This is a genomic window from Flavisolibacter ginsengisoli DSM 18119 (assembly GCF_900129295.1).
In the GTDB taxonomy this organism is placed as follows: Bacteria; Bacteroidota; Bacteroidia; order Chitinophagales; family Chitinophagaceae; genus Flavisolibacter; species Flavisolibacter ginsengisoli.
Genome location: NZ_FQUU01000014.1, coordinates 48,699 through 74,406 on the forward strand (window position 1 = coordinate 48,699; position 25,708 = coordinate 74,406).

Sequence of the window (25,708 nt, forward strand, 5' to 3'; positions counted from 1 at the left end):
CAGGCCTTAACCTTTCTTTTACACTTATGCTTTGCTGTTAGGGTACAAAATATTAACCATTTAATAGTTTATTCATGAGAAAAGTTCTAATGATGTGCTTTGCACTCATGCTATTTATTATAGCATGGAGTCAGAATCGTACTGTCACCGGGCGTGTAACGGATGCCCAGGGAAAGGCAGTGCCTTATGCTTCCGTAGTTATCAAAGGATCTTCTACAGGGGTATCTGCTGATGAGAATGGGAATTTCACTATCCAGGCTCCTCCTAATAGTGTACTCGTTATTAGTGCCGCCGGTTTCCAGGGAAATGAAGTGAATATAGGAGACAGGACAACGGTAAACTCAACATTAAATGCACAAAGTGCTTTAACGGAAGTGGTAGTTACAGCCCTTGGACAAACCAGGAGCAAAACAAAAGTGGGTTATGCTACATCCACATTTAATAGTGAGGCTATCACAAGAGCTGCTCCTGCCAATGCGCTGGATGCCTTATCAGGGAAAATAGCCGGCGCTAATATTTCAAAAACCGGGGGGCCAGGTTCCTCTACCAAGGTGGTGCTAAGAGGATATGGTGTCATAGGCAACAACCAACCATTGTATGTTGTTGATGGGATACCACTCAATGATTCAAGATTTGGCTCAAGTGATAATGTGGATTTCGGTAACGGGTTAAATGATATCAATCCAGCTGATATAGAGAGTATATCAGTATTGAAAGGTACAGCAGCCTCTTCATTGTACGGGTCAAATGCCAAGAACGGGGCAATCATGATCACTACAAAAAGAGGCCGGAGCGGAAAGCTGAAAGTAGAGTACAATGGATCTGTGAACTTTAGCAAGGTGGGCAAATTGCCTGAAATGCAAAGTATTTTTGGACAGGGATGGGGTGGCATCTTTGTGCTTCCTGAAAATGGAAGCTGGGGGCCTAAAATGGATGGAAAGACAAGAGCATGGGGCTCTATTGTTGACAACTCCCAACTGATCAAGCCTTTTAGTTTTATTGATAACAACATCCGAGATTTCTATAATACAGGTGTTGAAACAAATAATACTATTGGACTATCCGGTGGAAATGAAACTTCACAATTCTATTTTTCTTATGGTAATGTAGTCAGTGATGGCGTCATTCCTACCAAAACAGATTACTACCAGCGCAATACCTTTGCCTTGCGCACCAATAGTAAGTTCAAAGATTTTGCACTCAACAGCTCATTTAATTACAGCAATAAAAAGCAAAACGCTCCATTTACCGGCCAGGGTGGAAGTGATGGAGGATCCATTTTTGAAGAGATCCTTCAGATCCCTGTAGACATTCCTATTACAGATTTCAGGGACTACAAGAATAAGTTCTTCAACGTCGATAATTACTTCACCCCTTATGCCGAGAACCCTTATTATCCTTTGTATGAAAACAAGAACCAGCAAAACTCCGACAGGTTCTTTGGTGATGTGGATATGAATTACGCCTTCACCAGTAAACTCTCTGCGCAATTACGTTTAGGTGGTGATATTACAAATGCCAGGACATTTGGTTACAAAGCCGTAAATGCACCTTCCATTGGCAGCTGGAACAAAGGTGGTAACACAGAAGGCGCCTCAAGAGCAGCGGATGTGGGTTCTGTTTCTGAACTGGCACAATATGTTGGGGCCATCAACGGAGACTTTATTGTAAAATATAACACAGGTATCACAGATGATATAAGCCTTGAAGCACTTGCGGGAGCTAACTACTACCAGCAGGATCAAAAGTCCTCTGCAGCTTCTATTACTGACCTATTTATTCCTGGTGTTTACAATTTAAGTAACTCTTTAAATCCTCCTACAGCTACCGACTTTGCTCAACACAGGAAAAGAGTAGGGGGTTATGCGCAGGCCATATTGGGTTATTCCAACCAGGTCTTCTTAACACTGAATGCACGCAATGACTGGTCATCCACATTGCCCATTGATAACAATAGCATCTTTTACCCTGGTGCCAGTTTATCATGGGTGGTTTCACAGACTTTAGGCCTGAATAATTCTACCATTTCCCTGTTAAAGCTCAGGGGTAGTTATGGTAAGACCGGATCAGATGCAGATCCTTATTTGGTATATCCCACCCTTGCCATTGGTAATGTTGGTTTAGGTTTTGGAAACCTCACCTTCCCATTTGGTGGTGTCACTTCTTTTGGTATCAGCAATACTATAGGTAACCTGAGTCTGCAACCTGTAATTACAACTGAGGCAGAAGTGGGTGCAGAGGTCCGCTTTTTCAGAAATCGTTTAGGCCTTGACGTTGCCTTGTATGATAAAAAGACCAAAGGACAGATCATCACAGTTCCAATTGCTCCTTCAACAGGTTATACAGGGCTCGTCAATAACCTTGGCCTTGTGCAAAACCGCGGTATTGAATTGGCCCTGGATGCAAAGCCTTTGGATATGAAGGATTTTACCTGGTCATTGACTTACACTTTCTCCAAGAACTGGAACAAGTTGAAAAGCCTGACTACAGGGTTGGATAATGTGATCCTGAATACTGCTTACGATGCATCACTTATAGGATACCCTGGTAAATCACTGACTGGTATTTATGCACCTGTTCCTCAGTATACTTCAGATGGTAAGATCATTGTCAGTTCAACCACAGGTATGCCAATCGAAGCAGCAGATAAAGGGTTCTACGGAAATGCAGAATATGATTACATGATGGGAATGCTGAACACTTTCAGCTATAAAGGTTTGCAATTATCGTTTTCATTGGATTACAGGAAAGGCGGGCATATGTATAGCGGTACAGCCGACCTGCTCAACTTTACCGGTAATGCCTACAACACAACATACAATGACCGCAGACCATTTATTATTCCCAACTCAGTGGTGCAAACAGGTACAGATGCTAATGGTAAACCTACTTATGAAGAGAATACCATCGTAATAGATGAAGGTGCTTATACCGACTATTGGTATCCAACACAAAATAAAGCAGGTTCTTATTATGACAGGATCATTGAAAAGTCCTTTTTCAAGCTCAGGGATATCTCCCTGGGTTACACCCTGCCATCATCCTGGGCATCACGCATCCGGGCCACTACTTTATCAGTTAGTGTGTATGGCCGCAACTTCCTGCTGTGGACACCACAGTCCAACTTTTACCTTGATCCTGAAGCCTCCAATTTAGGAAATGACCTGGCCAGCGAATTGGGTGAGTTCAGAACTGCGCCTACATCGTACCAGTTTGGAGTGGCATTAAGAGCATCATTTTAAAACAACTAATCATGAAGACAAGATCATATAAAGTATTATTCATCGCTGGGATCCTGGCACTTCTGTTCACTACCAGTTGTAAAAAACAACTGGATATCAACCAGAATCCCAATGTGCCGGCTGTTGCAAACGGAACACCTTCAGTTGTATTTCCAGCAGCTGTCTTTGGCACTGCTGCAGGCGTAGGAGGTGAATTTGGAATAATTGGAGCCATCTGGGGACAGTATGTTACCCAGTCTGCGTTTTCCAATCAATATAAAACAATAGATGCCTACCAGTTAGGTACAGCGGATTATAACAGGGGTTACAGGAATATGTTTGCCAATGGTCTAAAGAATTACCAGTTTGTTTTGGATAAGTCAAAAGAAACACAGAACTGGAACTTTTACCTTATGGCAGCCACCATGAAGGCTTATACAACACAGGTGTTGGTTGATCTGTATGACCAGATACCTTATACTGAAGCCTTACAGGGTACTGCCAATCTCACCCCCAAATTTGATGATGGCTATTCAATATACCAGGATCTTTTAAAATTACTGGATACAGCATTAGCTAAACCATTGAATCCTGGAATTCTAACCCCAGCAGATAAAAGTGCAGACCTGGTATTTAAAGGCAACCTGGATAATTGGACAAGATTTGCCAATAGCATGAAAATGAAATTGTTTCTGCGCATGATCAATGCAAAACCCCAGGAAGCACAGGCTGGCATTGAAAAATTATATGCTGACGGTGCCAAATTTTTAAACACAGATGCAGCCCTGACGGGGTTTACCAATGTAAAGGATAAAGACAACCCTATGTATGAGCAAAATATACGCTCACTGAATACACCAGATAACCTTCGGGCCAGCTATACGTTCACTTCCTTTTTAATTGCTAATAATGATCCACGAGCCAAGTATTTCTTTGGAACCCCTGCCCCTACAGCTATCCACCAGGGAGATTACACAGGCACCAATTCAAGCTATAAGACTGCAACTGTTTTGGTGCAGCGGCCGGATGATCCTGTAGTATTTATGTCTGCTGCTGAATCTTATTTCATGCAGGCAGAATCCCGGGAACGTTATTTTGGTGGAGATGGTGCCAAGGCTTTATACGACCAGGGAGTATTGGCTGCTTTTGCCGAAACAGGCAATGATGGATCAGCTTTTATTGCCCCGGGGGGTGCCTATGAATATCCTTCTGGTTCTTTAGAAGAAAAGATCATGGCTATCAGCACGCAAAAATGGGTGGCCTGTGCCTACGGGGTACACTACCTGGAAGGTTTCTTTGAAAAGAACAGGACAGGGTATCCAAAAACAAGTGCTGTATATTCTGAACTGGATAACAATACGGTTAACCCTGCCTATGTTCCCGGCGAATTTGTTACCTCTAAAAATTCTGTACTGGGGCCAGGACAACTACCTAAGCGATTGGTGTTCCCATTGCTGGAAACACAGGCAAATCCGAATGCACCTGCATTGGTACCTATAACAACACCGGTTTGGTGGGCATTATAACTCTTAACCTAATAATGATTCAACATGAGAATTAATAAATATTTCATTGCCTTTGTAGCCTTATGCTTTACAATCGCATGTAATAAGGAACCGGATTTTAATTATCCTGAAGGGACGGTAGGCAGGTCAAAGATCACCAACTTCCCTGTGCTCACATTGCAGGGTGATAAAGTAATGGTTTTGGAGAAAGGTGCAACCTTTACAGACCCTGGTGCCACGGCTAAGGAAGGTACTAATGACCTGACCCCAACCGTTTCCGGACAGGTTGATACTAATACGCCTGGTGTCTATACGCTTACTTACTCGGCGGTAAATAAAGATGGATTCTCAGCCTCAACCACCCGTACGGTTGTCGTCTATGAAACTGATGACACGGCTGGATCTCATGATCTTTCAGGAAATTATGCACGTACTACAAATGGCTCAGTAGCTGAATGGACAAAACTGGCACCTGGGGTTTATTCTGTATTTAACCCAGGCGGCGCTCCTGGCACAAACCTCACTGTTATTGTTTTTAACCCTACTGGATATACCATTTTTATTCCCGAACAGGTATCAAGTGATGGAAGCATAACCAGTTCTTCCAATGAAACCTATACACCGGGATCTCCGGCGAAATATTCATGGAAAATTGTCAATCCCGGTTATGGAACTGCATTAAGAACTTTTGTAAAACAATAAACTCCTGACAATGAAAAAAATTACTTTTTTGTCTATAATAGTTGTTTCCCTCCTTGCATCCTGCAAAAAGGATTTGCCTACTATTGGTGGCACAGCAGCACAAAAATTAGCTAATGAATGGTGGGTAACTTTAGACCAGGGGGGTACTCCATTAACTCCTCACTTGAAAATTCTTACCTATAACACCTCAGCAAATAACGACTCCATCTGGATAGATGATGCACATAATATATGGGATGTAAAATTTAAAGCAAAAGCTAATTTCAATGATTTGACCTTTTCAACTACAGATTCTCCAAATGAAATATATCCCATGACAGTTACAGTTACTGAAGGGAAAATTTTACTGAATGCGGGTCATTCCAAATCAGGTAATATAGTAGACAGTATTCACATGAAGATACAATTCTCCGATGATCCTGTTCCTGGAACGATCTACGATATGAACGGTACTGCCCGTACCCGGTTTATTGAAGATGAATACTAAAGGTTAATTCTGCCAATAAACGGTCAATTAAATGGTTGAAAGGCGAAAGCTGCCCCGGGGGCAGCTTTCGCCTTTTGTATAAGTAGTTCATTGATTGAGCTTTATATCAGCAGTAAAATTGGAATAAATGACAATGTTTAAACATTTATATGTCAAAACCGCCTAACTTGCGCAGCACTTTCTATTGATAAGCTGTCTGCGTACCTGTAAATCAGCTGATCATTAGATCGTATGACTGTTTTTGTGCTTAACCATTTAAATCTAAAATTTCACATGAAGAAAACGCTATCACTGCTTACAGTGCTGATGCTATTCTGTGCATTGGCATTTGGGCAAACAAGAGCCGTTTCCGGTCGCGTCACTGACGCACAGGGAAAAGCGGTTCCTTTCGCATCCGTAACCGTTAAAGGCACTTCCGTTGGGGTGGCTGCAGACGAAAACGGAAACTTCACCATCGAAGCCGCTCCTAACTCCACACTGGTATTCAGTGCCGCTGGTTACCAGGCTGCGGAGGTGAACATTAAGAACCAATCTACTGTTTCAGCCAGCTTAAGTGCTCAATCCAGCCTCAACGAGGTGGTGGTAACAGCCCTGGGTATCCGCAGAACACGCAACCAAACACCTTATGCCGCACAACAGGTAACAGGTGAAGAGGTTAGCAAGACACGTAATGCCAACTTTGTACAGAACCTTTCTGGTAAAGTGGCCGGCCTGGATATCAGGCAGACCAATACCATGGGAGGATCTACCAACGTGATCATCCGCGGGACAAAATCTATTACAGGTAACAACCAGGCCCTGTTCGTTGTTGATGGAGTGCCTTACAGCAACAGCAACACCAATACTGCTAACCAAAGAACGGGTAGGGGTGGTTATGATTATGGTAATGCTGCAGCAGATATCAACCCTGATGATATTGAATCTGTAACCGTATTGAAAGGTGCTGCTGCCAGTGCCCTTTATGGTTCACAAGGTTCCAATGGAGTTATTTTGATCACTACCAAGAAAAATGCCCGCGGTTTGGGCATCACTGTTAACTCTGGTGTAACGGTAGGTAAGGTGGACAAATCAACTTTTGCTACTTACCAAAAACAATATGGTGCCGGCTATGGCAAGTTTTATGGTCCGGATGAAGATAAGTGGTTCAATGAAGCGGATGTTAATGGAGATGGTGTGGTTGACCTGGTGGCTCCCTTTCATGAAGATGCTTCATACGGTGCTAAATTCGATCCAAACCTGATGGTGTACCAGTGGGATGCTTTTGACCCGACCTCTCCTTATTTTGGCAAAGCCAGGCCATGGGTAGCTGCGGCAAATGATCCTACTACATTTTTTCAAACCCCGGTCTCTTCCAACCAGAGCGTCTTTATTGATGGTGGTTCTGACAGAGGCTCTTTTAAGTTGGGTTATACCCGTAATGATGACAAGGGTATTTTACCTAATAGTAAGATCAGCAAGAACCTGTTGAATTTTGGTGGAACTTATAATATTACACCAAAGCTGACTGCAGGGGCTACGATCAATTTCACCAATATCAATGGCCTTGGGCGCTATGGTACTGGTTATGATGACAAGAACCTGATGACCAACTTCCGCCAATGGTGGGAAGTGAATGTCGATGTACAGGAACAAAAAGATGCCTATTTCAGGAACAGGGACAATACAACCTGGAACTGGAAAAGTGCCAACAGGTTGATAGCCAACTTCTGGGACAATCCGTATTTCTCCAGGTATGAGAACTACGAATCTGATTCCCGTAACCGTTATTTCGGGGTAGCTAACCTCAACTTCAAACCAGTTGAATGGTTGAACATCATGGGAAGAGCTTCCCACGATGGATATAATGAATTACAGGAAGAAAGGCAAGCGGTAGGTAGTGTTACTACATCTTCTTATTCGCGCTTCAATAATGCGTTCAGCGAAACCAATTTCGACCTGATCGCCAATATGGATAAGAATATCACCACAGATATCAATTTCAAGGCCCTTTTAGGAGGTACCCTGAACAAAAGGCATAATGAAAGCATACGTGCAGTAACCAATGGTGGACTCATCGTTCCAAGGGTATATGCGCTTTCCAATTCTTTGAACACGCCAAATGCGCCTGTTGAATTTGATGGCAGAAGAGAAGTGCACAGCCTTTATGCCGGTGCCACCTTCACCTGGAGAGAAATGATCACTTTGGACGGAACCATCCGCAGGGACCAGTCTTCTACCTTGCCTAAGGATAACAACACTTATTATTATCCTTCAGTATCTGCAGGTTTTACTTTTTCTAAATTACTGCCTTCAGCTACCTGGTTAAGCTATGGTAAGTTAAGAGCTAACTATGCCCGCGTAGGTAATGATGCGCCTGTATACAGTGTGTATGATTCTTATGTAGGTATTGCTCCTTTCGGTGGTAATCCACAGGGTTCAGTGGCTGGTACTAAAAACAACCCTAACCTTATGCCGGAGTTAACCGGAAGCTTTGAGGCAGGCGTTGAAATGGCATTCCTGAAAAACCGTATTGGTTTTGACATGAGTTACTACCGCTCTAAAACAGATGACCTGATCACGCCTGTGATCTTATCAACTGCTACAGGATACAACTCTAAATTTCTGAATGCTGGTTCTATAGAGAACAAGGGTATTGAAGTTTCTGTAAATGGTACTCCCGTTAAAACAAGCGACTTCTCCTGGAACATTAATGTAAACTGGTCAAAGAACAGGAATAAGGTATTAGAACTGTTTGAAGGTGCTGAAAACCTCGTTCTGGCGGATTTCCAGGCAGGTGTTACATTAAATGCTTCTCTGGGTCAGCCATATGGAACTATCCGCGGCTCTAACTACGTGTATAAGAATGGAGAGAAAGTAGTAAGCCAGACAAGTGGCCGTTATGTTCTTTCACCAACTTCCAACGAAGTGATTGGCAATGCCAATCCTGACTGGGTAGGAGGTATCAACAACAGCTTCCGTTATAAAAATCTGTCTCTTAGCTTCCTGGTAGATACCAAACAAGGTGGAGACATTTTCTCACTGGATATGTATTATGGTATGGGTACAGGATTGTATCCTGAAACAGTTGCATTAAATGATCTTGGCAATCCTTCCCGCAATACTATTGCTGAAGGTGGTGGTATCATCCTTCCAGGTGTGGATGCAGATGGAAAGCCAAATGCCAAGCGCAGGTCAAATTCTGAAGGTACCCTGGGTTATCGTCAACCTACAGCCGGATTTGTGTATGATGCCAGTTATATTAAGCTGAGAGAAGCTATCATTAGCTATTCCCTGCCTAAATCACTGGTTTCTAAGCTGAATCCTTTTAAAGGAATAGACCTTTCCCTGATCGGAAGAAACCTTTGGATCATAGACAAGCACATTCCTTATGCAGATCCTGAAGAAACTATCAGTTCAGGTAATTTACAAGGCTACCAGAGCGGAGCTTACCCAACTACCAGGACATTCACCTTTAACGCTAAATTCAGATTCTAACTAAATGACCATGAAAAAAATCATATATTCCTTAACAGCTATCATGTTCATCACGATGGCTTGTACCAAGGATCTTTCGAGCCTGAACGTAGACCCGAAGAATCCCGCTATCTTGCCTTCATCGGCATTTTTCACCAATGCGCAACGTTCCTTAAGCAATACCCTGACCTCTTCCAACGTCAACCTTAATATTTTCAGGTTGATCGTTCAGCATTGGCAGGAAACACAATACCCTGAAGAAAGCCAGTATGACCTGGCAACAAGAGAGATCAATGATAATACCTGGAATGCGCTGTACCGTGATGTGATCCGGGACCTGAGAGAAGCCAAAGCCCTCATCCCAGGCGATGTAAAGGATGCTGATGTTCAAAAGAACAGGCTGGCGGTTACAGAAGTAATGGAGGTATATACATGGTATTACTTGGTTACCACTTATGGCAACATACCATACAGCGAAGCGCTGGATATTGAAAAGCCTTTCCCAAAGTATGATGATGCCAAGACCATTTATAACGACCTGCTGACTAGGCTGGATGCAGCTATTGGCAACATTAAAACGGGTGCTGGTGGATTTGGCAGCGCGGATCTTATCTATAATGGAGACATGACCAAATGGAAGAAGTTCGCCAACTCTTTCAAGGTAAAGATGGCAATGACCATTGCTGATGATGATGCTGCCAAAGCAAAAACATTAGTGGAAGCAGCAGTAGCCAGTGGTGTATTTACTTCCAATGCAGATAATGCTACTCTGGTTTACCAGAATGTTCAGCCTAATACCAATCCTATCTGGGTGGACCTGGTAAATAGTGGAAGAGATGATTTTGTTGCAGCAAGCACCTTTATTGACAGCTTGTTGGCACATAATGATCCCCGCATTGACAACTTCTTCACTGCAGATCCTACAGGTGGTTACTCAGGAGCTGAACCAGGTGTTCAGTCAGCCTATGAGCCAAACTCGCATGTAAACCCAAATATTACTAAACCAGAGTTTCCTGGCTTGTTGCTCGATTATGCTGAAACGGAGTTGTTCCTCGCAGAAGCTGCCCAAAGAGGATTTAATGTAGGGGGTACAGCCGTTTCTCATTACAATGCAGGGGTAACTGCTTCCATCGAATACTGGGGTGGCACTGCTGCAGAAGCAGCAGCCTACCTGGCACAACCAGGAGTTGCTTATAACCCGGCAAACTGGAAAAAAAGTATTGGCGTTCAAAAATGGATCGCCTTATACAATCGTGGATGGGATGCCTGGATAGAGTGGAGAAGACTGGATTATCCGCAACTGGAGCCAGCTCATGATGCTTTATCTGATATGCCTGTACGTTTCCCTTACCCGGTAAATGAGCAAAATGTTAACCGTGTGAATTTCGAAGCTGCAGCTGAAGCTATAGGCGGAGACGATGTTGCTACCAAACTATGGTGGGACAAGTTTTAATACCGTACTTTTTAATATACCCGAAAACCGCCTGTAACAGGCGGTTTTCTTTTTTTAATGGCCATTCTTTTTCCCTTCAACAAAGGAGTAAAAGGTGATTTACCTATACCTGTGACCATTAGCCACCTTATGCTGTCGGGGACTCCTTTTAGAATATACCATAATTATATCAATATTAGGCTCTCTATGTGCCACCTATCTACCGCCTCTTTAAAGAGCCGTTGCAGAGCCGTTACAAAGGCGGTACATAGGCGGCACAAAGACGTTGCATAATTGCCGGAAGTTGGAGGCTTGTAAACGGAAAATTCTGGGTGTTAACTTATCAGCATTCCTTTTAAGAGCTGGGATAACCATAAAGCCATGAGGGAACTTTCTTTGGATATAGCCTGGGTATGTGTACCTGCGGGTGTTTGGTTTTAGAGTTAAAAATACCTGTTGACAGTAAAGAAATTGATTGGAAGCAATAAAATCATAGTTATTTATTTAGCTTTATTTAACAGGTTGATTTGGAATAATTAACATAGCTAATAGTTAACAATAATTGATTTAAATATACTTTGATCCAGTCATCCTTAAAAAAAACCGCCTGTAAAGCTGTTTTCTTTTGTTCACAATCCCTTAACTTGCTCACTCCTTATCCAAACTCTACGATTACCTGGACAATTTTATAACTAAACACTTAAATGAACACATGAGAAGAATTGTAACACTGCTTACAGTGCTAATGCTTTTTAGTGCATTAGCCTTTGGACAAACCCGACCTGTTACGGGGAAAGTAACAGATGCGCAAGGAAAAGCGGTTCCTTTTGCTTCTGTTACGGTAAAAGGAACAAAAACAGGGGTAGCTGCTGATGAAAATGGAAACTTTACCATTGAAGCAGCCCCAAACTCAACACTTGTATTTAGTGCTGCCGGATTTGAAACTTCCGAAGTGAAAATCGGGAATGAAACTTCCATTACAGCTACTGTTACCAGCCAGTCTAACATGAGCGAAGTGGTGGTAACTGCATTGGGTGTGAGAAGATCTAAAAACACATTGCCTTATGCTGCTCAGCAGGTAACTGGTGAAGAAGTAAGCAAAACCAGGGGTGCCAACGTAGGTGCAGCACTTTCCGGTAAAGTATCGGGCTTACAAATTCAACAGGGTAATGGTATTGGTGGTTCCACCAACGTGGTTATCCGTGGTGTGAAATCTTTAACTGGAAATAACCAGGCTTTGTTCGTTGTGGATGGAGTTCCTGTTGACAACACTAATAATAACTCTGCCAATCAAAGAACTGGTAGGGGCGGTTATGACTATGGTAATGCCGCTGCAGATATTAACCCCGATGATATTGAGTCTATTAACGTACTGAAAGGTGCTGCCGCGAGTGCTTTGTACGGATCAAGGGCTGCAAATGGTGTGGTGATGATCACTACCAAAAAAGCTAAAAGAGGACTTGGTATTACAGTTAACTCTGGTCTTATCGTAGGTAAGATCGATAAATCTACTTATCCTACCTACCAGACTCAGTATGGTGCAGGTTATTCTGATCCTTACCAAAAGGATGGTTTCCTGTATTTTGATGTGGATGGTGATGGTGTTAAGGATTACGTTGTTCCAACATCTGAGGACGCTTCCTATGGTGTGAAGTTCGATCCAAACCTGTTGGTTTACCATTGGGATGCTTTTGACCCCGCTTCTCCTTATTACCATACAAAAAGACCTTGGGTAGCTGCACAGAACAACCCATCTACTTTTTATGAGACTTCTATTACCAATAACAACAGCATCATGCTGGATGGAGCTTCAGAGAAAGGTGGTATCAAAATAGGTTATACCAGGAATAACGAAAAAGGTGTATTGCCTAACAGCCAGGTTATCAAAAACATTGTAAACTTTGGTGCTAATTATAAGATCACAGAGCAATTGAATGCTTCTGCTTCAGTTAACTATTCCAAAGTTGATGGAAGAGGACGTTATGGAACTGGTTATAGTGGTCGTAACGTAAACCAGAATTTCCGCCAGTGGTACCAGGCTAACGTGGACCTGAAAGAACAAAAGGAAGCTTATTTCAGGAACTACCAGAATATCACATGGAACTGGTCCGATCCTTCCAAGCCTTCAGGCATCAAGCCAATTTATACAGATAACTACTATTGGACTGTTTACCAGAACTACGAGAATGATACACGTTCAAGGGTATTTGGTAACGTAGCCTTAGATTATAAAGCCACTGATTGGTTAAGCTTTTTAGCCCGCGTTTCTGTTGATAACTATACAGAATTGCAGGAAGAGCGTATAGCTGTAGGTAGCCAGGCAGTTCCTTTTTATTCCCGTTTTGACAGGAACTATACTGAAAGAAACTATGACCTGATGGGAACAATTGATAAAGGCCTGACCCAGGATCTGAATATGAAATTTTTACTGGGAACCAACATGAGAAGAAACGAGATCCGTTCAATGTTTGGATCTACTTCAGGTGGATTGATCGTACCAGGTTTATATTCTATAGCTAATTCTAAAGGTACTGTTCCTGCGCCAGTTGAGGCTTACCAGCCAAAAGCTGTAGATGGTTATTTTGCCAACTTAACATTAAGCTACCAGGATTACCTGACGTTGGATGGTGCATTTAGAAGAGACCGTTCTTCAACATTACCTGTTGATAAGAATGCCTATAACTATTACGCTATCTCAGGTAGCTGGTTATTCTCTCACCATCTTTCTACTGTTCCATGGTTATCTACCGGTAAACTTCGTTTGAACTATGCTACCGTGGGTAATGATGCGCCATGGGGAAGTATCAAGGATGTTTATGACCAACCGAATCCATTTGGAAGCACTATCCTATTCTCACTTCCGGGTGTTAAAAACAACAACGAGTTGAAGCCAGAGCAAACAACCAGTAAAGAAGCTGGTCTTGAACTTGGTTTCTTCCATAACAGGTTAGGAGTGGACGCTACCTATTATATTGCCAACACTGTTGACCAGATCTTCAACGTAGCCACTACAACAGCTACTGGTTACAGCAGCAAATATGTAAACGCAGGTAATATTGAAAACAGGGGTATTGAATTGTCTTTATATGGTACACCTGTTAAGACTCAGGATTTCTCCTGGAATATCAATGTGAACTGGACACGTAACAGGAACAAGGTTATTTCTCTTTACAATGACAGTAAGAACCTGCAATTAGGTTCTTTCCAGGGTGGTGTTAGTATCAACGCAACCTTAGGTCAGCCTTATGGAACGATCCAGGGTAAAACATGGCAGATGGTCGATCCTGCCAATCCAGCAAACCTGATCGCATGGGATGGTAGAGGTGAAAAAGTTGTAAAATCTAATGGACGATATGGTATGACATCTACCACATCAAATGTTATTGGAAATGTGAATCCTGACTGGTATGGTGGTATTTCTAACAGCTTCCGTTATAAGAATCTTACACTTGGTTTCTTAATAGATATGCGCCAGGGCGGTGATGTATTCTCCCTTGATATGTACTATGGTGGTGCAACAGGAGTGTTGAAAGAATCTGCTGAGCTTAATGACCTTGGCAATCCTTCCCGTAATACCATTGCCAATGGTGGTGGTGTGATCATGCCAGGTGTGACTGCAGATGGTAAGCCTAACACCAAGCGTGTGGAAAATGTTTTCGGAACGTTTGGATATGCTTATAATCCTGCAGCAGCGTTTGTTTATGATGCCAGCTATGTGAAATTAAGAGAAGCAAATATCTCCTATACTATTCCACAATCTGTATTCAATAGTGTGAAAGCTATTAAAGGTGCAGAACTATCCCTGATCGGTAGAAATTTATGGATCATTCATAAGAACCTGCCTTATTCCGATCCTGAAGAGAATTTATCTTCCGGAAATATCCAGGGTTACCAGAGTGGTGCGTACCCAACCACAAGATCAATGGGTGTTAACCTTAAATTGAAATTCTAATAAAACATCATGAAAAAATTAGCATATATATTACTTCCTGTACTGCTGTTATCGGCATGTACCAAGGATATTTCCCGATTCAACGAGGAAACAAAAAGGCCGGCAACCGTGCCTGCAGGACCCCTGTTTTCCAATGCAGTGAAAAGCCTGGCAGATGTATTGGCTTCCGGTAGCGTCAATACCAATATATTCCGTTTTACGGTGAAGCATTGGGCGATGGCTGTGTACCAGGATGAAGCGCAATTTGATTTTACAACCCGCGCTATTCCACAGGCATGGTGGGCTTCTATGTACCGTGATGTATTAGTTGACCTGAACGAATCAAATAAGATTGTTGCAGCCAATGCTTTAATGGCACCCGCTGTAAAAGCCAATCAGCAGGCCACTATTGACATCATGGAGGTATATACATACTACGTGTTAGTGAATACATTTGGAGATGTTCCTTACAGCGAAGCTTTGGATCCCAATAACCTGTTTCCTAAATATGATGATGCCAAAACGATCTATACTGATCTCCTAAAAAGACTGAGCGAAGACATTGGTAAGCTTGACGCTGCTAATGGTGGATTCTCTTCTTCTGAAGACCTGGTATACGGTGGTAATGTGGCAAAATGGCTGAAGTTTGCCAATTCATTAAGAATGAGAATGGGTATGGTGATCGCTGATGTTGACGATGCTGCTGCGAAGGCTGCAGTAGAAGCTTCGGATGCCGGTGCCATGAGTTCTTCAGCTGATGATGCTAAAGTGAAATACATGACAGCCAGTCCAAACACCAATCCTTTATACACTGATATCGTATTGGGTGGCCGTTCTGACTATGTTGCTGCAGAAGACCTGATGAATGTATTGGTAAGCCTGAACGATCCCCGCAAATCATTGTATTTCGGAACAAACAATGCCGGTGCCTACCAGGGTGGTGTAGTAGGTAAGGTGAATACATTTGCCGATATGTCCAAGCCTAGTGATAAAGTATCAGCTCCTGATGCTCCGCTTGTATTAATGGATTATGTGCAAACAGAGTTTTTGAGAGCTGAGGCGAAAGAGCGTGGTTATAATGTAGCCGGCACTGCTGAACAGCATTATAATAATGCTATCACGGCATCGATTATAGCCTGGGGTGGAACAGCAGCTGATGCTGCCGCTTACCTGGCTCAGCCAGCAGTTGCCTATTCTACTGCTGCGGGCAACTGGAAGCAAAAAATCGGTACTCAGGAGTGGATTGCCTTGTACAACCGTCCATTTGAAGGATGGCTGGAATTGAGGAGACTTGATTACCCTGTATTGACTTTACCGGTTGCAGCTAAATCTGGATTTCCAAACAGGTTTACCTATCCGGGTAATGAACAACAATTAAATGGTACAAATTATACTTCAGCAGCTGCCAAGATTGGTGGTGACAAAGTAGAAACCAAATTGTGGTGGGATAAGTATTAACACTTACCAGCATATTTAAAAAAGGCTGCCTAAGGGCAGCCTTTTTCGTTTATATATCTAAATTTCCTTTCATCAGGAAAATTTTTCTTAAAACATATTTAACCTTTTATTAAAAAACCACTAAATTGGCGCAGCATTTTTAATGGATGGGCTGTCTTTTTAGATACTCAGCCTTATCTATAGCTGGACTGGTTTATTTTTTTGCTTTTATCTATTAACTTAAAACGTTCACATGAGAAAAATTGTATCACTGCTTGCGGTGCTGATGCTCTTTAGTGCATTTGCATTCGCACAAAACAGGACTGTGTCAGGCAAGGTCTTAGACGAAAAAGGAGTTCCCATTCCTTTTGCCACTGTTACTGAAAAGGGAACAAAGAATGGTACTTCCGCAGACGCTAATGGAAATTTTAGCCTGGAAGTAAAAAATTCAAACACCCTGGTTATCTCTTCTACAGGTTTTGACACCAGAGAAGTCAGCATTCAAGGCAGAAACTCAGTTAATGTTCAGTTAGCTGCTGCTGCCAATGTTATTGACGAGGTGATTGTAACTGCGGGTGGTGTAAGGACAAAAAGAAAAGAAATTGGTACTGCTACATCAGTTGTTAAAGCAGAAACTTTAACTGCAGGTAAGGCTGTAAATATAGCTGGAGGTTTGCAGGGTAAAGTTGCCGGCTTACAGATCAACGGTACAGGTGGTGGTGTAAACCCTAACTTCCGTGTGATACTGAGAGGTCAGCGTTCTTTAACTGGTAACAACCAGGCATTATTGGTTTTGGATAACGTTATCGTTCCTAACGAGGTGCTTGGTAACCTGAATCCTGATGACGTCGAGGAAGTATCTGTACTGAATGGTGCTGGTGCTGCTGCGCTTTATGGTTCTCAGGCATCCAACGGAGCTATCATTGTTACTACAAAAAAGGGAAAAAGGGGTGTGAACAGTATTGGTTTATCTCAAACTACTACCGTTGAAAGTGTTGCTTTTTATCCTAAAATGCAAAAAACATTCGGATCAGGTGGAACCGGTTATGGTTATGATGCAAATGGTAATCCTAATTTTTTCTCTTACCTGGAAAATCAGGCCTATGGACCTGCATTTGATGGTGTAAAAAGACCATTAGGACCACCATTAGAAGATGGAACACAAGATTCTGCTTTATACCAGTATAATGAAGGTCATTTGAAATTCTGGGAGAAGGGCCTTACTAACCAGTCTGATATCAATTTTACTTCAGGTGATGAGAATTCTACCTTCTATATGTCAGGTCAGTATGTAGACACCAAAGGAACTACTCCTGGTGATAAATACAATCGTGCTAACCTCAGACTGAATGGTACACGTAAAGTAGGCCAGTTAGTAAATATTACCTATACAGCTGGTTATACACAAAACCGGTACGATATCACTACACAAACTGGCGCTATGTATGGTAACATGCTGAATATGCCATCTAACGTAGATATCACCCGTTACAAAAACTGGAGAACTGATCCATTTGCTAATCCTATTGGATTTTACAACCCTTGGTATCAGAATCCTTACTTTACTGCTGATAACTACAGGTCGAAGCAGCGTAATGATTATTTAATTGGTAACCTCGAGATCAGGTTTAGCCCTTTCAAAGGATTTGATCTCGTTGGCCGCCAGGGTATAACCACACGTAACCTGTCTAATAAAAACACTGTTGGTGAATTCAAATACTCTGATTACTCCAAACATACAGATGGTAGCTCAAAAGCTGATATAGCAGGTTCTGTTTCTGATGGTAGTGCCTACAGAACACAAATGCTTACAGACTTGTTTGCACAGGTGACCAAGAAAATCAGCGATTTCAAAGTTGACCTGATAGCAGGTGGACAATGGACACAAAATACTGCCAAGAACGTAAACGTTAGTGCTAATGGCCTGGTGGTTCCAAATCTTTTCAATGTTGGAAATGGTGTTGGTACGCCCGGAGCTTCTGAAAGCAATTTCCAGGCACGCCAGATCGGTGCTTATGCTGACTTGCGTATAGGCTATAAAGGTTTCTTATTCCTTCACGGTACTGGTCGTAATGACTGGGTTTCTATCTTATCAGAAAAAAACCGTTCTTTCTTCTATCCTTCAGTAGATGCGGCATTGATCGTATCTGACGCTATTGCTTCTTTAAAAGAAAGCAACACGATCAGCTATTTAAAATTAAGAGCTGGCTGGTCTAAAGTAGGACAGGTGAACCTGGGTGGTACATTTGGTGCCTACCAGTTATTGCCAACGTTCAGCAGTACTGCAAGCGGGTTCCCTTATGGAAGCTTGCCAGGATATACTGTTGACAATACACTGGTATCAAATGACCTGAGACCTGAGATCACAAAAGGATACGAAGCAGGTTTTGATCTGAATTTGTTCAAAGACCGCTTTACATCTAATGTGACTTACTTCAGCACTAAAACTGATGACCAGACTGTAACTACACGTATTTCAAGCACAACTGGTTTTACTTCTTTAAGAACCAACACTGGTCAAACACAGAGCAGTGGTCTTGAAGTTGCAGCGCACGTTACCCCAATTAAAAACAGGGACTGGAATGTTACTATAGGTGGTAACTATTCTTACCTGGATAACAAGGTTAATTCTATCAGTGCTGACCTTCCTCGTTTAGCTTTAGCAACTTACGGAACAGACGGTCCGGGTTCTTATGCTGTTGCAGGAAGAGTTTTCCCTGTAATCATGGGATTTGATTACAAACGCGATCCGGAGGGACATGTTATTGTAGATGCCATTTCTGGTCTGCCTACAAAATCTGATACTATTTCTATCCTGGGTAATGCTACACCAAAGCACAGGCTTGGTCTGGATGGGTTAGTGAAATATAAAAACCTTTCTTTATCATTCCTGTTTGATTATCGTGGAGGTTACCAGGTATATAATGCCATGGGCCCTGAAATGGATTGGTCAGGACAAGGATGGAGAACTGCTGTTTACAACCGTCAGCGTTTTGTATTCCCTAATTCTGTTTACGATGATGGAACCGGTAAATACGTACCCAATACTGATATCACTGTAAAAAATGGTGGTGGTAACTCTGGCTTCTGGACTGATGGTATCAACCGTGACATCACGTCTAACTATGTTACTTCAGGTGATTTCTGGAAGTTAAGAGAGCTTTCTTTAGCTTATGATTTCCCAATGTCAGTTTTAGGTAAGACTAAGGTGATCAAAGGTGCAAGGATCAGTGTTCAGGGTCGTAACCTGTTCATGTGGATGGCTAAAGACAACTATTATACTGACCCTGAATACAGTGATGCAGGTAATGACAGCAACGGTATTGGTTTGACTGGTATTGGCCAGACACCTCCTTCCCGTTATTATGGTGCTACTTTATCAGTTAAGTTCTAATTCAGGAATAACGTAAAACAAAGAACAATTTCTGGTTTCCGGCTTAATTGAATCCGGGAAGCCGTTGTTGAAAAATAAATTATTATGAAAAAAACACTTGTTTATCTTTTTATGGGGGTTATGGTTTTAGGGACCTCCTGTAAAAAATATCTCGATATTAACGAGAATCCGAACTCGGCTACTTCGGCCACTCCACCATTGATCCTGCCCCAGGCATTGACTACTACGGCTATCAGCCTGAATGGATTTAATTCCTATGGTGCACAACTGGTAGGTTATATGGCTAATGCCGGTGGTTATGGTGGTTTTGGTACTGCTATAACTTATAACTTTTCTGCCAATGATTTTTCAGGCAGGTGGACAACCACCTATGATAACCTGGAAGACTACCAGGCCATTTTGAACCAGACAGCAGGTGATGCAAAATGGAGTTATTTTGATGCAGTTGCACGTATAATGAAAGCCCATAGCTTCCAATTACTGGTTGATACCTATAATGACGTTCCTTACTTTGATGCCCTGAAAGGTGCAAATAATTTAGGACCTGCATATACTGATGCTAAGGTGATCTATAAGGACCTGGCAAACCAGTTAGATACTGCCATTAACGAGATCAATACAGGTTTGAATACTCCAGGTGTGACACCGTTGGGTTCCTCTGATGTTATGTTTGGCGGAAGTTTGACAAAATGGAAACAATTTGCCAACACATTGAAGTTGCGCATTATCCTACATGCTAATGGTAAGGTTACCTTTACGAATACTTCATTCACTGATGATGGATTCCTGGATGATGATGCTTTGATCAACCCTGGATTTAAGAGAGATAACGGCAGGCAAAATCCAAAATGGAATACCTGGGCTTTTGATGCAACAGGTTCTGATGCCAATAAAGCCTGGATGCCAAACACTTTTGTTATGACATTTTATAACAAAAACAAGCTTGATGATGCGGGAAGAGGCAGCGCTATCTATTACAAATTCCCTAATACTCCCACTAATCGCTTAGGTAATGAAGGTAATAACATTTCTTCCAGCCCATCAGGTAGCTTTTGGTATCCTGAGAATGATAGGGATGGAAAGAGCGCTGGTAATACAACCGGAGTTTTAAAAGGACCTGAAGCTGGTTATCCTGTAATTACTGCAGCAGAAAGCTATTTTTTACAAGCAGAAGCAGTAGTAAGGGGAATCATTACAGGAGATGCCAAACAACTATTTGAAGATGGTATTAGAGCTTCCTTCCATTATTTATATGAACTTCCAAATGGACAAATAGCAGATGGATGGGATCCGGAAGGTGATGCTGCTGCCTATATGGCTGCTAATGATGGTAGCTATCTTGTAAATTTCTCTTTAGCTGCATCTGATGAGCAAAAGATTGAAGCTATTATCACTCAAAAGTATATTGCCTTGAATATGGTGAACAGCGAAGAAGCCTGGAACGAGTACAGGAGAACGCATTATCCAACTATTTCAAACAGTGTATCTGCAACAGGAACGCAAACATTTGCCTCTTCAGTTTCAGAATCCACAGCTCCCGACAGGTTGCCAACAAGGATATTGTATCCTACATCTGAAGGATCTTACAATACGAAGAACGTTCCTAAAGGAATATCTCCGTTCACTTCGAAAATTTTCTGGGCTTTATAATTCTTAAATAGTATTCATTATGAGACAATCAAAAATATTTTTCTTCTTATTGGCGGCAGCCGTAAGTGTGACTTCCTGTTTAAAAAAGGACAGGATGAATATAGACCTGGACCAGGGCCCAAAAAATGTGGTAGAATTTGATAATACCGGAAGCAATATGGCTAAGGTAAGTTCCAAATTCCCTGGTTTTTATTCTGACCTTGGAGTGCTTTCAGCAGGTCAATCCAAAACCTTTAATATTAATGTGAGTTATTCTGGTGCTGATGTTGCTCCACAGGATATAACTGTGAAGCTGGAATTGGACCAGGCAGCATTGGATAAGTACAACGAGGATAATGGAACATCATTAGAAATACCTCCAAGCGATGTGGTATCTTTCCCTTCGACTGTAGTGATCAAACAAGGTCAAAGATCAGCAACAGTACCTGCAACAGTTACTTTAGCTAGTGACTTTGATTTTGATAAGGCTTATGGCTTACCATTGAAAATAGCTTCTGCAACGACTGGTACTATCAGCCAGAATTTTGGCAAGGTGGTTTATTCTTTCGGGGTAAGGAACAAATATGATGGTATTTATAAACTAACAGGTCACCATAACCGTGTTCCTTATAACTATCCATATGAAGTAACTATGCATATGGTAACTGTTGGACCTAACTCAGTTATATTCTACTGGCCTGATGTACAGACTTATGGTCACCCAATTGGTGTAGGTCCTGACCCAGTGAACGATGTTAGCTGGTATGGGGGTGGAATTGCTCCAGTAGTAGTTTTTGACCCTGCAACTGACAAAGTAGTAAATGTGTATAATTCTGGTGGAGCCACTCCAATCACGATGTTTACAGGTGCAGGTAGCCGGGTAAGCTTATTTGATCCTGCTACCCATAACATTACTGTTGACTGGAATTACAACAATAATCCATTACGTGCCTTTTTCGATAACCTTGAATATATAGGTCCAAGATAAATGCATTGTAAAATCATAACAAGGTCACCAGTTACTGGTGACCTTTTTTATTAAAATTATGAGTGGAACACATTTAAATTATAGAAATGTTTATTAAGTTTAAACACTAATCAAAACCTACTACCGTGAGAAGAATTGTATTCACAAGTTTATTTGCCGCTTCAATCCTAACCAGTTGGGCTCAATCAATTTTGGAAAATGTAAACACAAAGCCTCTCCTTTTTGAGTCTTTTTTAAATGGAACCGTACTTATGAAATCTGGTAGTGTTGAATCAGCCCCTTTAAACTATAATACAGATAACCAGAACATTGTTTTTATCCAGGATGCTAAATATTTAGTACTGGATGATCTGGATAAGGTTGATACCATTTACCTGCAGCAAAAAAAGTTCATTCCTGTAAACAATAAAATGTACCAGTTGGTGGGTGAGAACGGTCCTGTTACTTTGTTGGTGTCTTATACTAATCGTAATCATCCTTTAATGACCACAACAGATCATAATGGTAGTTCAAAACAATCTATGAGCCAGGTTAGTAATACCGTTACAGAAGTTTATGCTACCAAATTGTATAAAGGGAATTACTCTGTGGAGATATTAAGACATTACTGGTTTAAAAAGAATGACAAGCTTTATAAAGTAACGCCTAAAAGGCAATTCGTTAGTTCTTTCACCTCTAAGGCCAGGAATGCGATAGAAAAGTATATTGCTTCGGAAAATATTAATTTCAACTATGAGCCTGACCTGGTGAAGCTGGTTGCTTACTGTAATAAAGAAATCAATTAAAGAATTACTCAAGTCGCGGCCAAGGTATGCAAAGTCAGAGGTAAAAACTTAGCAGTAAATCTCCTGTATTGAGTTTTTTACTTCTGACTTTTGATTATAGATTTGTTTAAATATTAGAGAAAATGCAAGATCAGTCTCAAAACCAGATCAATATAGAGATCTCTGAAGAAGTGGCCGAAGGTTCTTATGCCAACCTGGCGATCATTACCCATTCACACGCTGAGTTTGTCATTGATTTTGTCAATGTAATGCCCGGTACCCCTAAAAGCAAAGTAAAGTCAAGGATCATATTTACACCGCAACATGCCAAGCGATTTATGAAAGCCTTAATTGAAAACGTGAACAGGTACGAAGCATCTAATGGGAATATTAAAGACCTTGAAGAGGTGCAGGTGCCTATGATGTTTGGTGGACCTACGGCGCAGGCCTAGGGAATATCGAACAATAGAACAAGGAATTTCGAATGATGAAGTAGTTTAAGTGGGGGTATACTACAATATCGACCTGTTCTTAGGTTGAAAAGAAATGCTCAATGAGCAACGCTCAATTTTCAATTTTCAATTGAGGGAAAGAACCCAGGGTTTATTGGATTGAGGATTGTTGGAATATTGTAATAGGAGATAGTTATTAATTTAGGCCTTCTCTTCCTTGTTAACTTGTCAACCATTCAACATATCAACTCTTACCTTTTGACTCATCAAAGCAGTCCCTCATCTGCAAAGCTATAATACCCATCATCGCTGACGATGAGGTGGTCGAGGATTTTGATATCAAAGTATTTAGCGGCTTCTTTTATTTTAAAAGTAAGATCCTCATCTGCGCGGCTGGGTTTCAGGCTTCCTGAAGGATGGTTGTGACATAGCACAAGGCTTACTGCATCTTCTTCAAGTGCCCTTTTTAAAATGATACGGGGATCCGCTACTGTGCCGGTGATGCCACCTTCACTGATAATCTGGAAATGATTGATCTTATTGGAACGATTTAAGAAGAGCACAGCAAAAACCTCGTGTTTATAATCTCTTAAAATAGTTTGTAAGTACCCAGCCACATCCGCGCTGCTTGTAATGACTGGCTTTTCCCTTGAGGCCATTGCCTGCCGGCGGCGACCCAGTTCCATAGCGGCCGCAATACTGATGGCCTTAGCCTCCCCAATACCCTTGATCTTCATTAATTCCTTTACACTCAATTTTCCTAGCTCATTCAGGTTATCTTTTCCCAGACGTAATACTTCCTGCGCCAGTTCAACCGCGGTTTTCTGCTTATTTCCATTATTGATCAATATGGCGATTAGCTCTGAGTTACTTAAAATGGAAGGACCTTTTGTAAGTAGTTTTTCGCGTGGTCTATCGTCAATTGCCCATTGCTTAATTGAGTATTTCTGCTCTTGCATGCGCCAAGATTAGAAAATAATTTTATGATTGTCAATATCCTTAAAGAAAACCTAAAATCCTTCCTATGAGACGTAATTCTACTTCAACAATTGGTGCCTTTCACCCTGTTTTATTTTTTATGCTTGTATATGGCATTTCACTATTCCTGGCCATATTCGTTTGCCGGACAGTGTATTATAGTCTGAATGACGTACCTGTAAAGGAGACTTCCGCTCAAAAGGCTAAATTCATTACTTCTCCCAATGCTACTGCCTTAAGGTAGAAATACAGGGTATAGAAATATAAGCCTTATTGTACATTTTTAAGGATGGAATAAATTGGGGAAACTCTTTTTATCTGTTTTCTTTGACCTTCCTATCTTCGCCGCACATTTTCAGCTATGAATTCTTCAGCTAAAATTTTTGCCGGCACAGGTTCTCAGTCCCTTGCAGAAGCCATATGTAAAAGTTATGGATGCAAATTGGGCAAGATCAATATTCAAAAGTTCAGCGACGGGGAAATACAGCCCATTTTCCTGGAAAGCATCAGGGGAGATTATGTATTCCTGGTACAAAGTACACATGCCCCGGCCGAAAACATAATGGAGCTTTTGCTAATGATAGATGCTGCGCGCAGGGCTTCTGCAGGCAAGATCATAGTGGTAATGCCCTATTATGGATATGCCAGGCAGGACCGTAAGGACCGGCCAAGGGTCGCTATTGGCGCCAAGCTTGTTGCCAATATGCTGGTTGCAGCAGGCGCCGACAGGATCATTACCATGGATCTGCATGCGCCCCAGATCCAGGGATATTTTGATATACCTGTTGACCACCTTGATTCTTCAGCGGTTTTTATACCTTATATAACACAACTCAAACTCGAAAACCTTACCTTTGCCGCCCCCGATGTGGGAGCAACGAACCGTATAAGGGAAATTGCTTCCTATTTTGAGGCTGAAATGGTAATCTGTGATAAGCACCGTAAGCGTGCCAATGAGATTGCCAGCATGGTGGTGATAGGAGATGTGACGGAGAGGGATATTGTTATTATAGACGATATCTGCGATACAGGAGGCACACTGGCAAAAAGTGCAGCTCTTTTAAAAGAAAAAGGTGCCAGAAGTGTAAGGGCATTAATAACGCACCCTGTATTAAGCGGTAACGCCTATGCAAATATTGAAAACAGTGCTTTGGAAGAGTTGGTGGTATGCGATACAATTCCATTAAGAAAGGAAACTTCCAAGATCAAAGCTATTACTGTGGCTGAATTATTTGCAGTGGCAATACGAAATGCCTTTGAAAATAAGAGCATTAATAACCTGTTCTTTCATTCGCAGAGAAGGGACAAATGATTGTAAACCATAGGGGTTACAAG

16 protein-coding genes are annotated in these 25,708 nt (G+C 41.8%); 15 read left to right on the forward strand and 1 reads right to left on the reverse strand.

From position 1 onward, the window contains the following. Window positions 1-74: 74 nt before the first annotated feature. From BUA53_RS15270 to BUA53_RS15330, 13 genes are all read left to right on the forward strand, one after another. Window positions 75-3,242 carry a SusC/RagA family TonB-linked outer membrane protein gene (locus BUA53_RS15270; RefSeq protein WP_072836264.1) on the forward strand — a complete coding sequence of 1,056 codons (3,168 nt, stop codon included), beginning with the start codon at window positions 75-77 and terminating at the stop codon, window positions 3,240-3,242. An 11-nt stretch (window positions 3,243-3,253) separates the two neighbouring features. Next, the gene (locus tag BUA53_RS15275) at window positions 3,254-4,747 is read left to right on the forward strand and encodes a SusD/RagB family nutrient-binding outer membrane lipoprotein (RefSeq protein ID WP_084080151.1); all 1,494 of its coding nucleotides are present in this window, start codon (window positions 3,254-3,256) and stop codon (window positions 4,745-4,747) included. Window positions 4,748-4,771: 24 nt separating this feature from the next. Beyond that, window positions 4,772-5,428 (forward strand): DUF5011 domain-containing protein, encoded by a 657-nt coding sequence (locus tag BUA53_RS15280; protein ID WP_084080153.1) that lies wholly within the window; start codon window positions 4,772-4,774, stop codon window positions 5,426-5,428. 10 nt (window positions 5,429-5,438) lie between these two features. Continuing rightward, complete coding sequence (locus BUA53_RS15285; protein WP_072836265.1) at window positions 5,439-5,915, forward strand: lipid-binding protein; 477 nt, start codon at window positions 5,439-5,441, stop codon at window positions 5,913-5,915. 273 nt (window positions 5,916-6,188) lie between these two features. Next, on the forward strand, window positions 6,189-9,389 hold the full coding sequence (locus BUA53_RS15290) for a SusC/RagA family TonB-linked outer membrane protein (protein ID WP_072836266.1): 3,201 nt from the start codon (window positions 6,189-6,191) through the stop codon (window positions 9,387-9,389). A gap of 10 nt (window positions 9,390-9,399) precedes the next feature. Further along, on the forward strand, window positions 9,400-10,821 hold the full coding sequence (locus BUA53_RS15295) for a SusD/RagB family nutrient-binding outer membrane lipoprotein (RefSeq protein WP_072836267.1): 1,422 nt from the start codon (window positions 9,400-9,402) through the stop codon (window positions 10,819-10,821). 691 nt (window positions 10,822-11,512) lie between these two features. Then, window positions 11,513-14,752 (forward strand): SusC/RagA family TonB-linked outer membrane protein, encoded by a 3,240-nt coding sequence (locus tag BUA53_RS15300; RefSeq protein WP_072836268.1) that lies wholly within the window; start codon window positions 11,513-11,515, stop codon window positions 14,750-14,752. A gap of 9 nt (window positions 14,753-14,761) precedes the next feature. Further along, complete coding sequence (locus tag BUA53_RS15305) at window positions 14,762-16,189, forward strand: SusD/RagB family nutrient-binding outer membrane lipoprotein (protein ID WP_072836269.1); 1,428 nt, start codon at window positions 14,762-14,764, stop codon at window positions 16,187-16,189. Between the two features lie 232 nt (window positions 16,190-16,421). After that, a complete protein-coding gene (locus BUA53_RS15310) occupies window positions 16,422-19,562 on the forward strand; it encodes a SusC/RagA family TonB-linked outer membrane protein (RefSeq protein WP_072836270.1) in 3,141 nt (1,046 codons plus the stop codon). An 84-nt stretch (window positions 19,563-19,646) separates the two neighbouring features. Beyond that, window positions 19,647-21,212 (forward strand): SusD/RagB family nutrient-binding outer membrane lipoprotein, encoded by a 1,566-nt coding sequence (locus BUA53_RS15315; protein WP_072836271.1) that lies wholly within the window; start codon window positions 19,647-19,649, stop codon window positions 21,210-21,212. Window positions 21,213-21,231: 19 nt separating this feature from the next. Further along, complete coding sequence (locus BUA53_RS15320; RefSeq protein ID WP_072836272.1) at window positions 21,232-22,179, forward strand: DUF1735 domain-containing protein; 948 nt, start codon at window positions 21,232-21,234, stop codon at window positions 22,177-22,179. Window positions 22,180-22,304: 125 nt separating this feature from the next. Further along, a complete protein-coding gene (locus tag BUA53_RS15325; RefSeq protein WP_072836273.1) occupies window positions 22,305-22,964 on the forward strand; it encodes a hypothetical protein in 660 nt (219 codons plus the stop codon). A gap of 122 nt (window positions 22,965-23,086) precedes the next feature. Then, complete coding sequence (locus tag BUA53_RS15330; protein WP_072836274.1) at window positions 23,087-23,395, forward strand: DUF3467 domain-containing protein; 309 nt, start codon at window positions 23,087-23,089, stop codon at window positions 23,393-23,395. A gap of 266 nt (window positions 23,396-23,661) precedes the next feature. Here BUA53_RS15330 and radC read toward each other — a convergent pair whose 3' ends face one another. Next, window positions 23,662-24,354: a RadC family protein gene (radC, locus tag BUA53_RS15335; protein WP_072836275.1), complete on the reverse strand. Its 693-nt coding sequence runs from the start codon at window positions 24,352-24,354 to the stop codon at window positions 23,662-23,664. A gap of 65 nt (window positions 24,355-24,419) precedes the next feature. Between radC and BUA53_RS15340 the strand changes: the two genes are divergently transcribed. Continuing rightward, complete coding sequence (locus tag BUA53_RS15340; protein WP_072836276.1) at window positions 24,420-24,617, forward strand: hypothetical protein; 198 nt, start codon at window positions 24,420-24,422, stop codon at window positions 24,615-24,617. Window positions 24,618-24,734: 117 nt separating this feature from the next. Then, the gene (locus tag BUA53_RS15345; protein WP_072836277.1) at window positions 24,735-25,685 is read left to right on the forward strand and encodes a ribose-phosphate pyrophosphokinase; all 951 of its coding nucleotides are present in this window, start codon (window positions 24,735-24,737) and stop codon (window positions 25,683-25,685) included. Window positions 25,686-25,708: the final 23 nt, after the last annotated feature.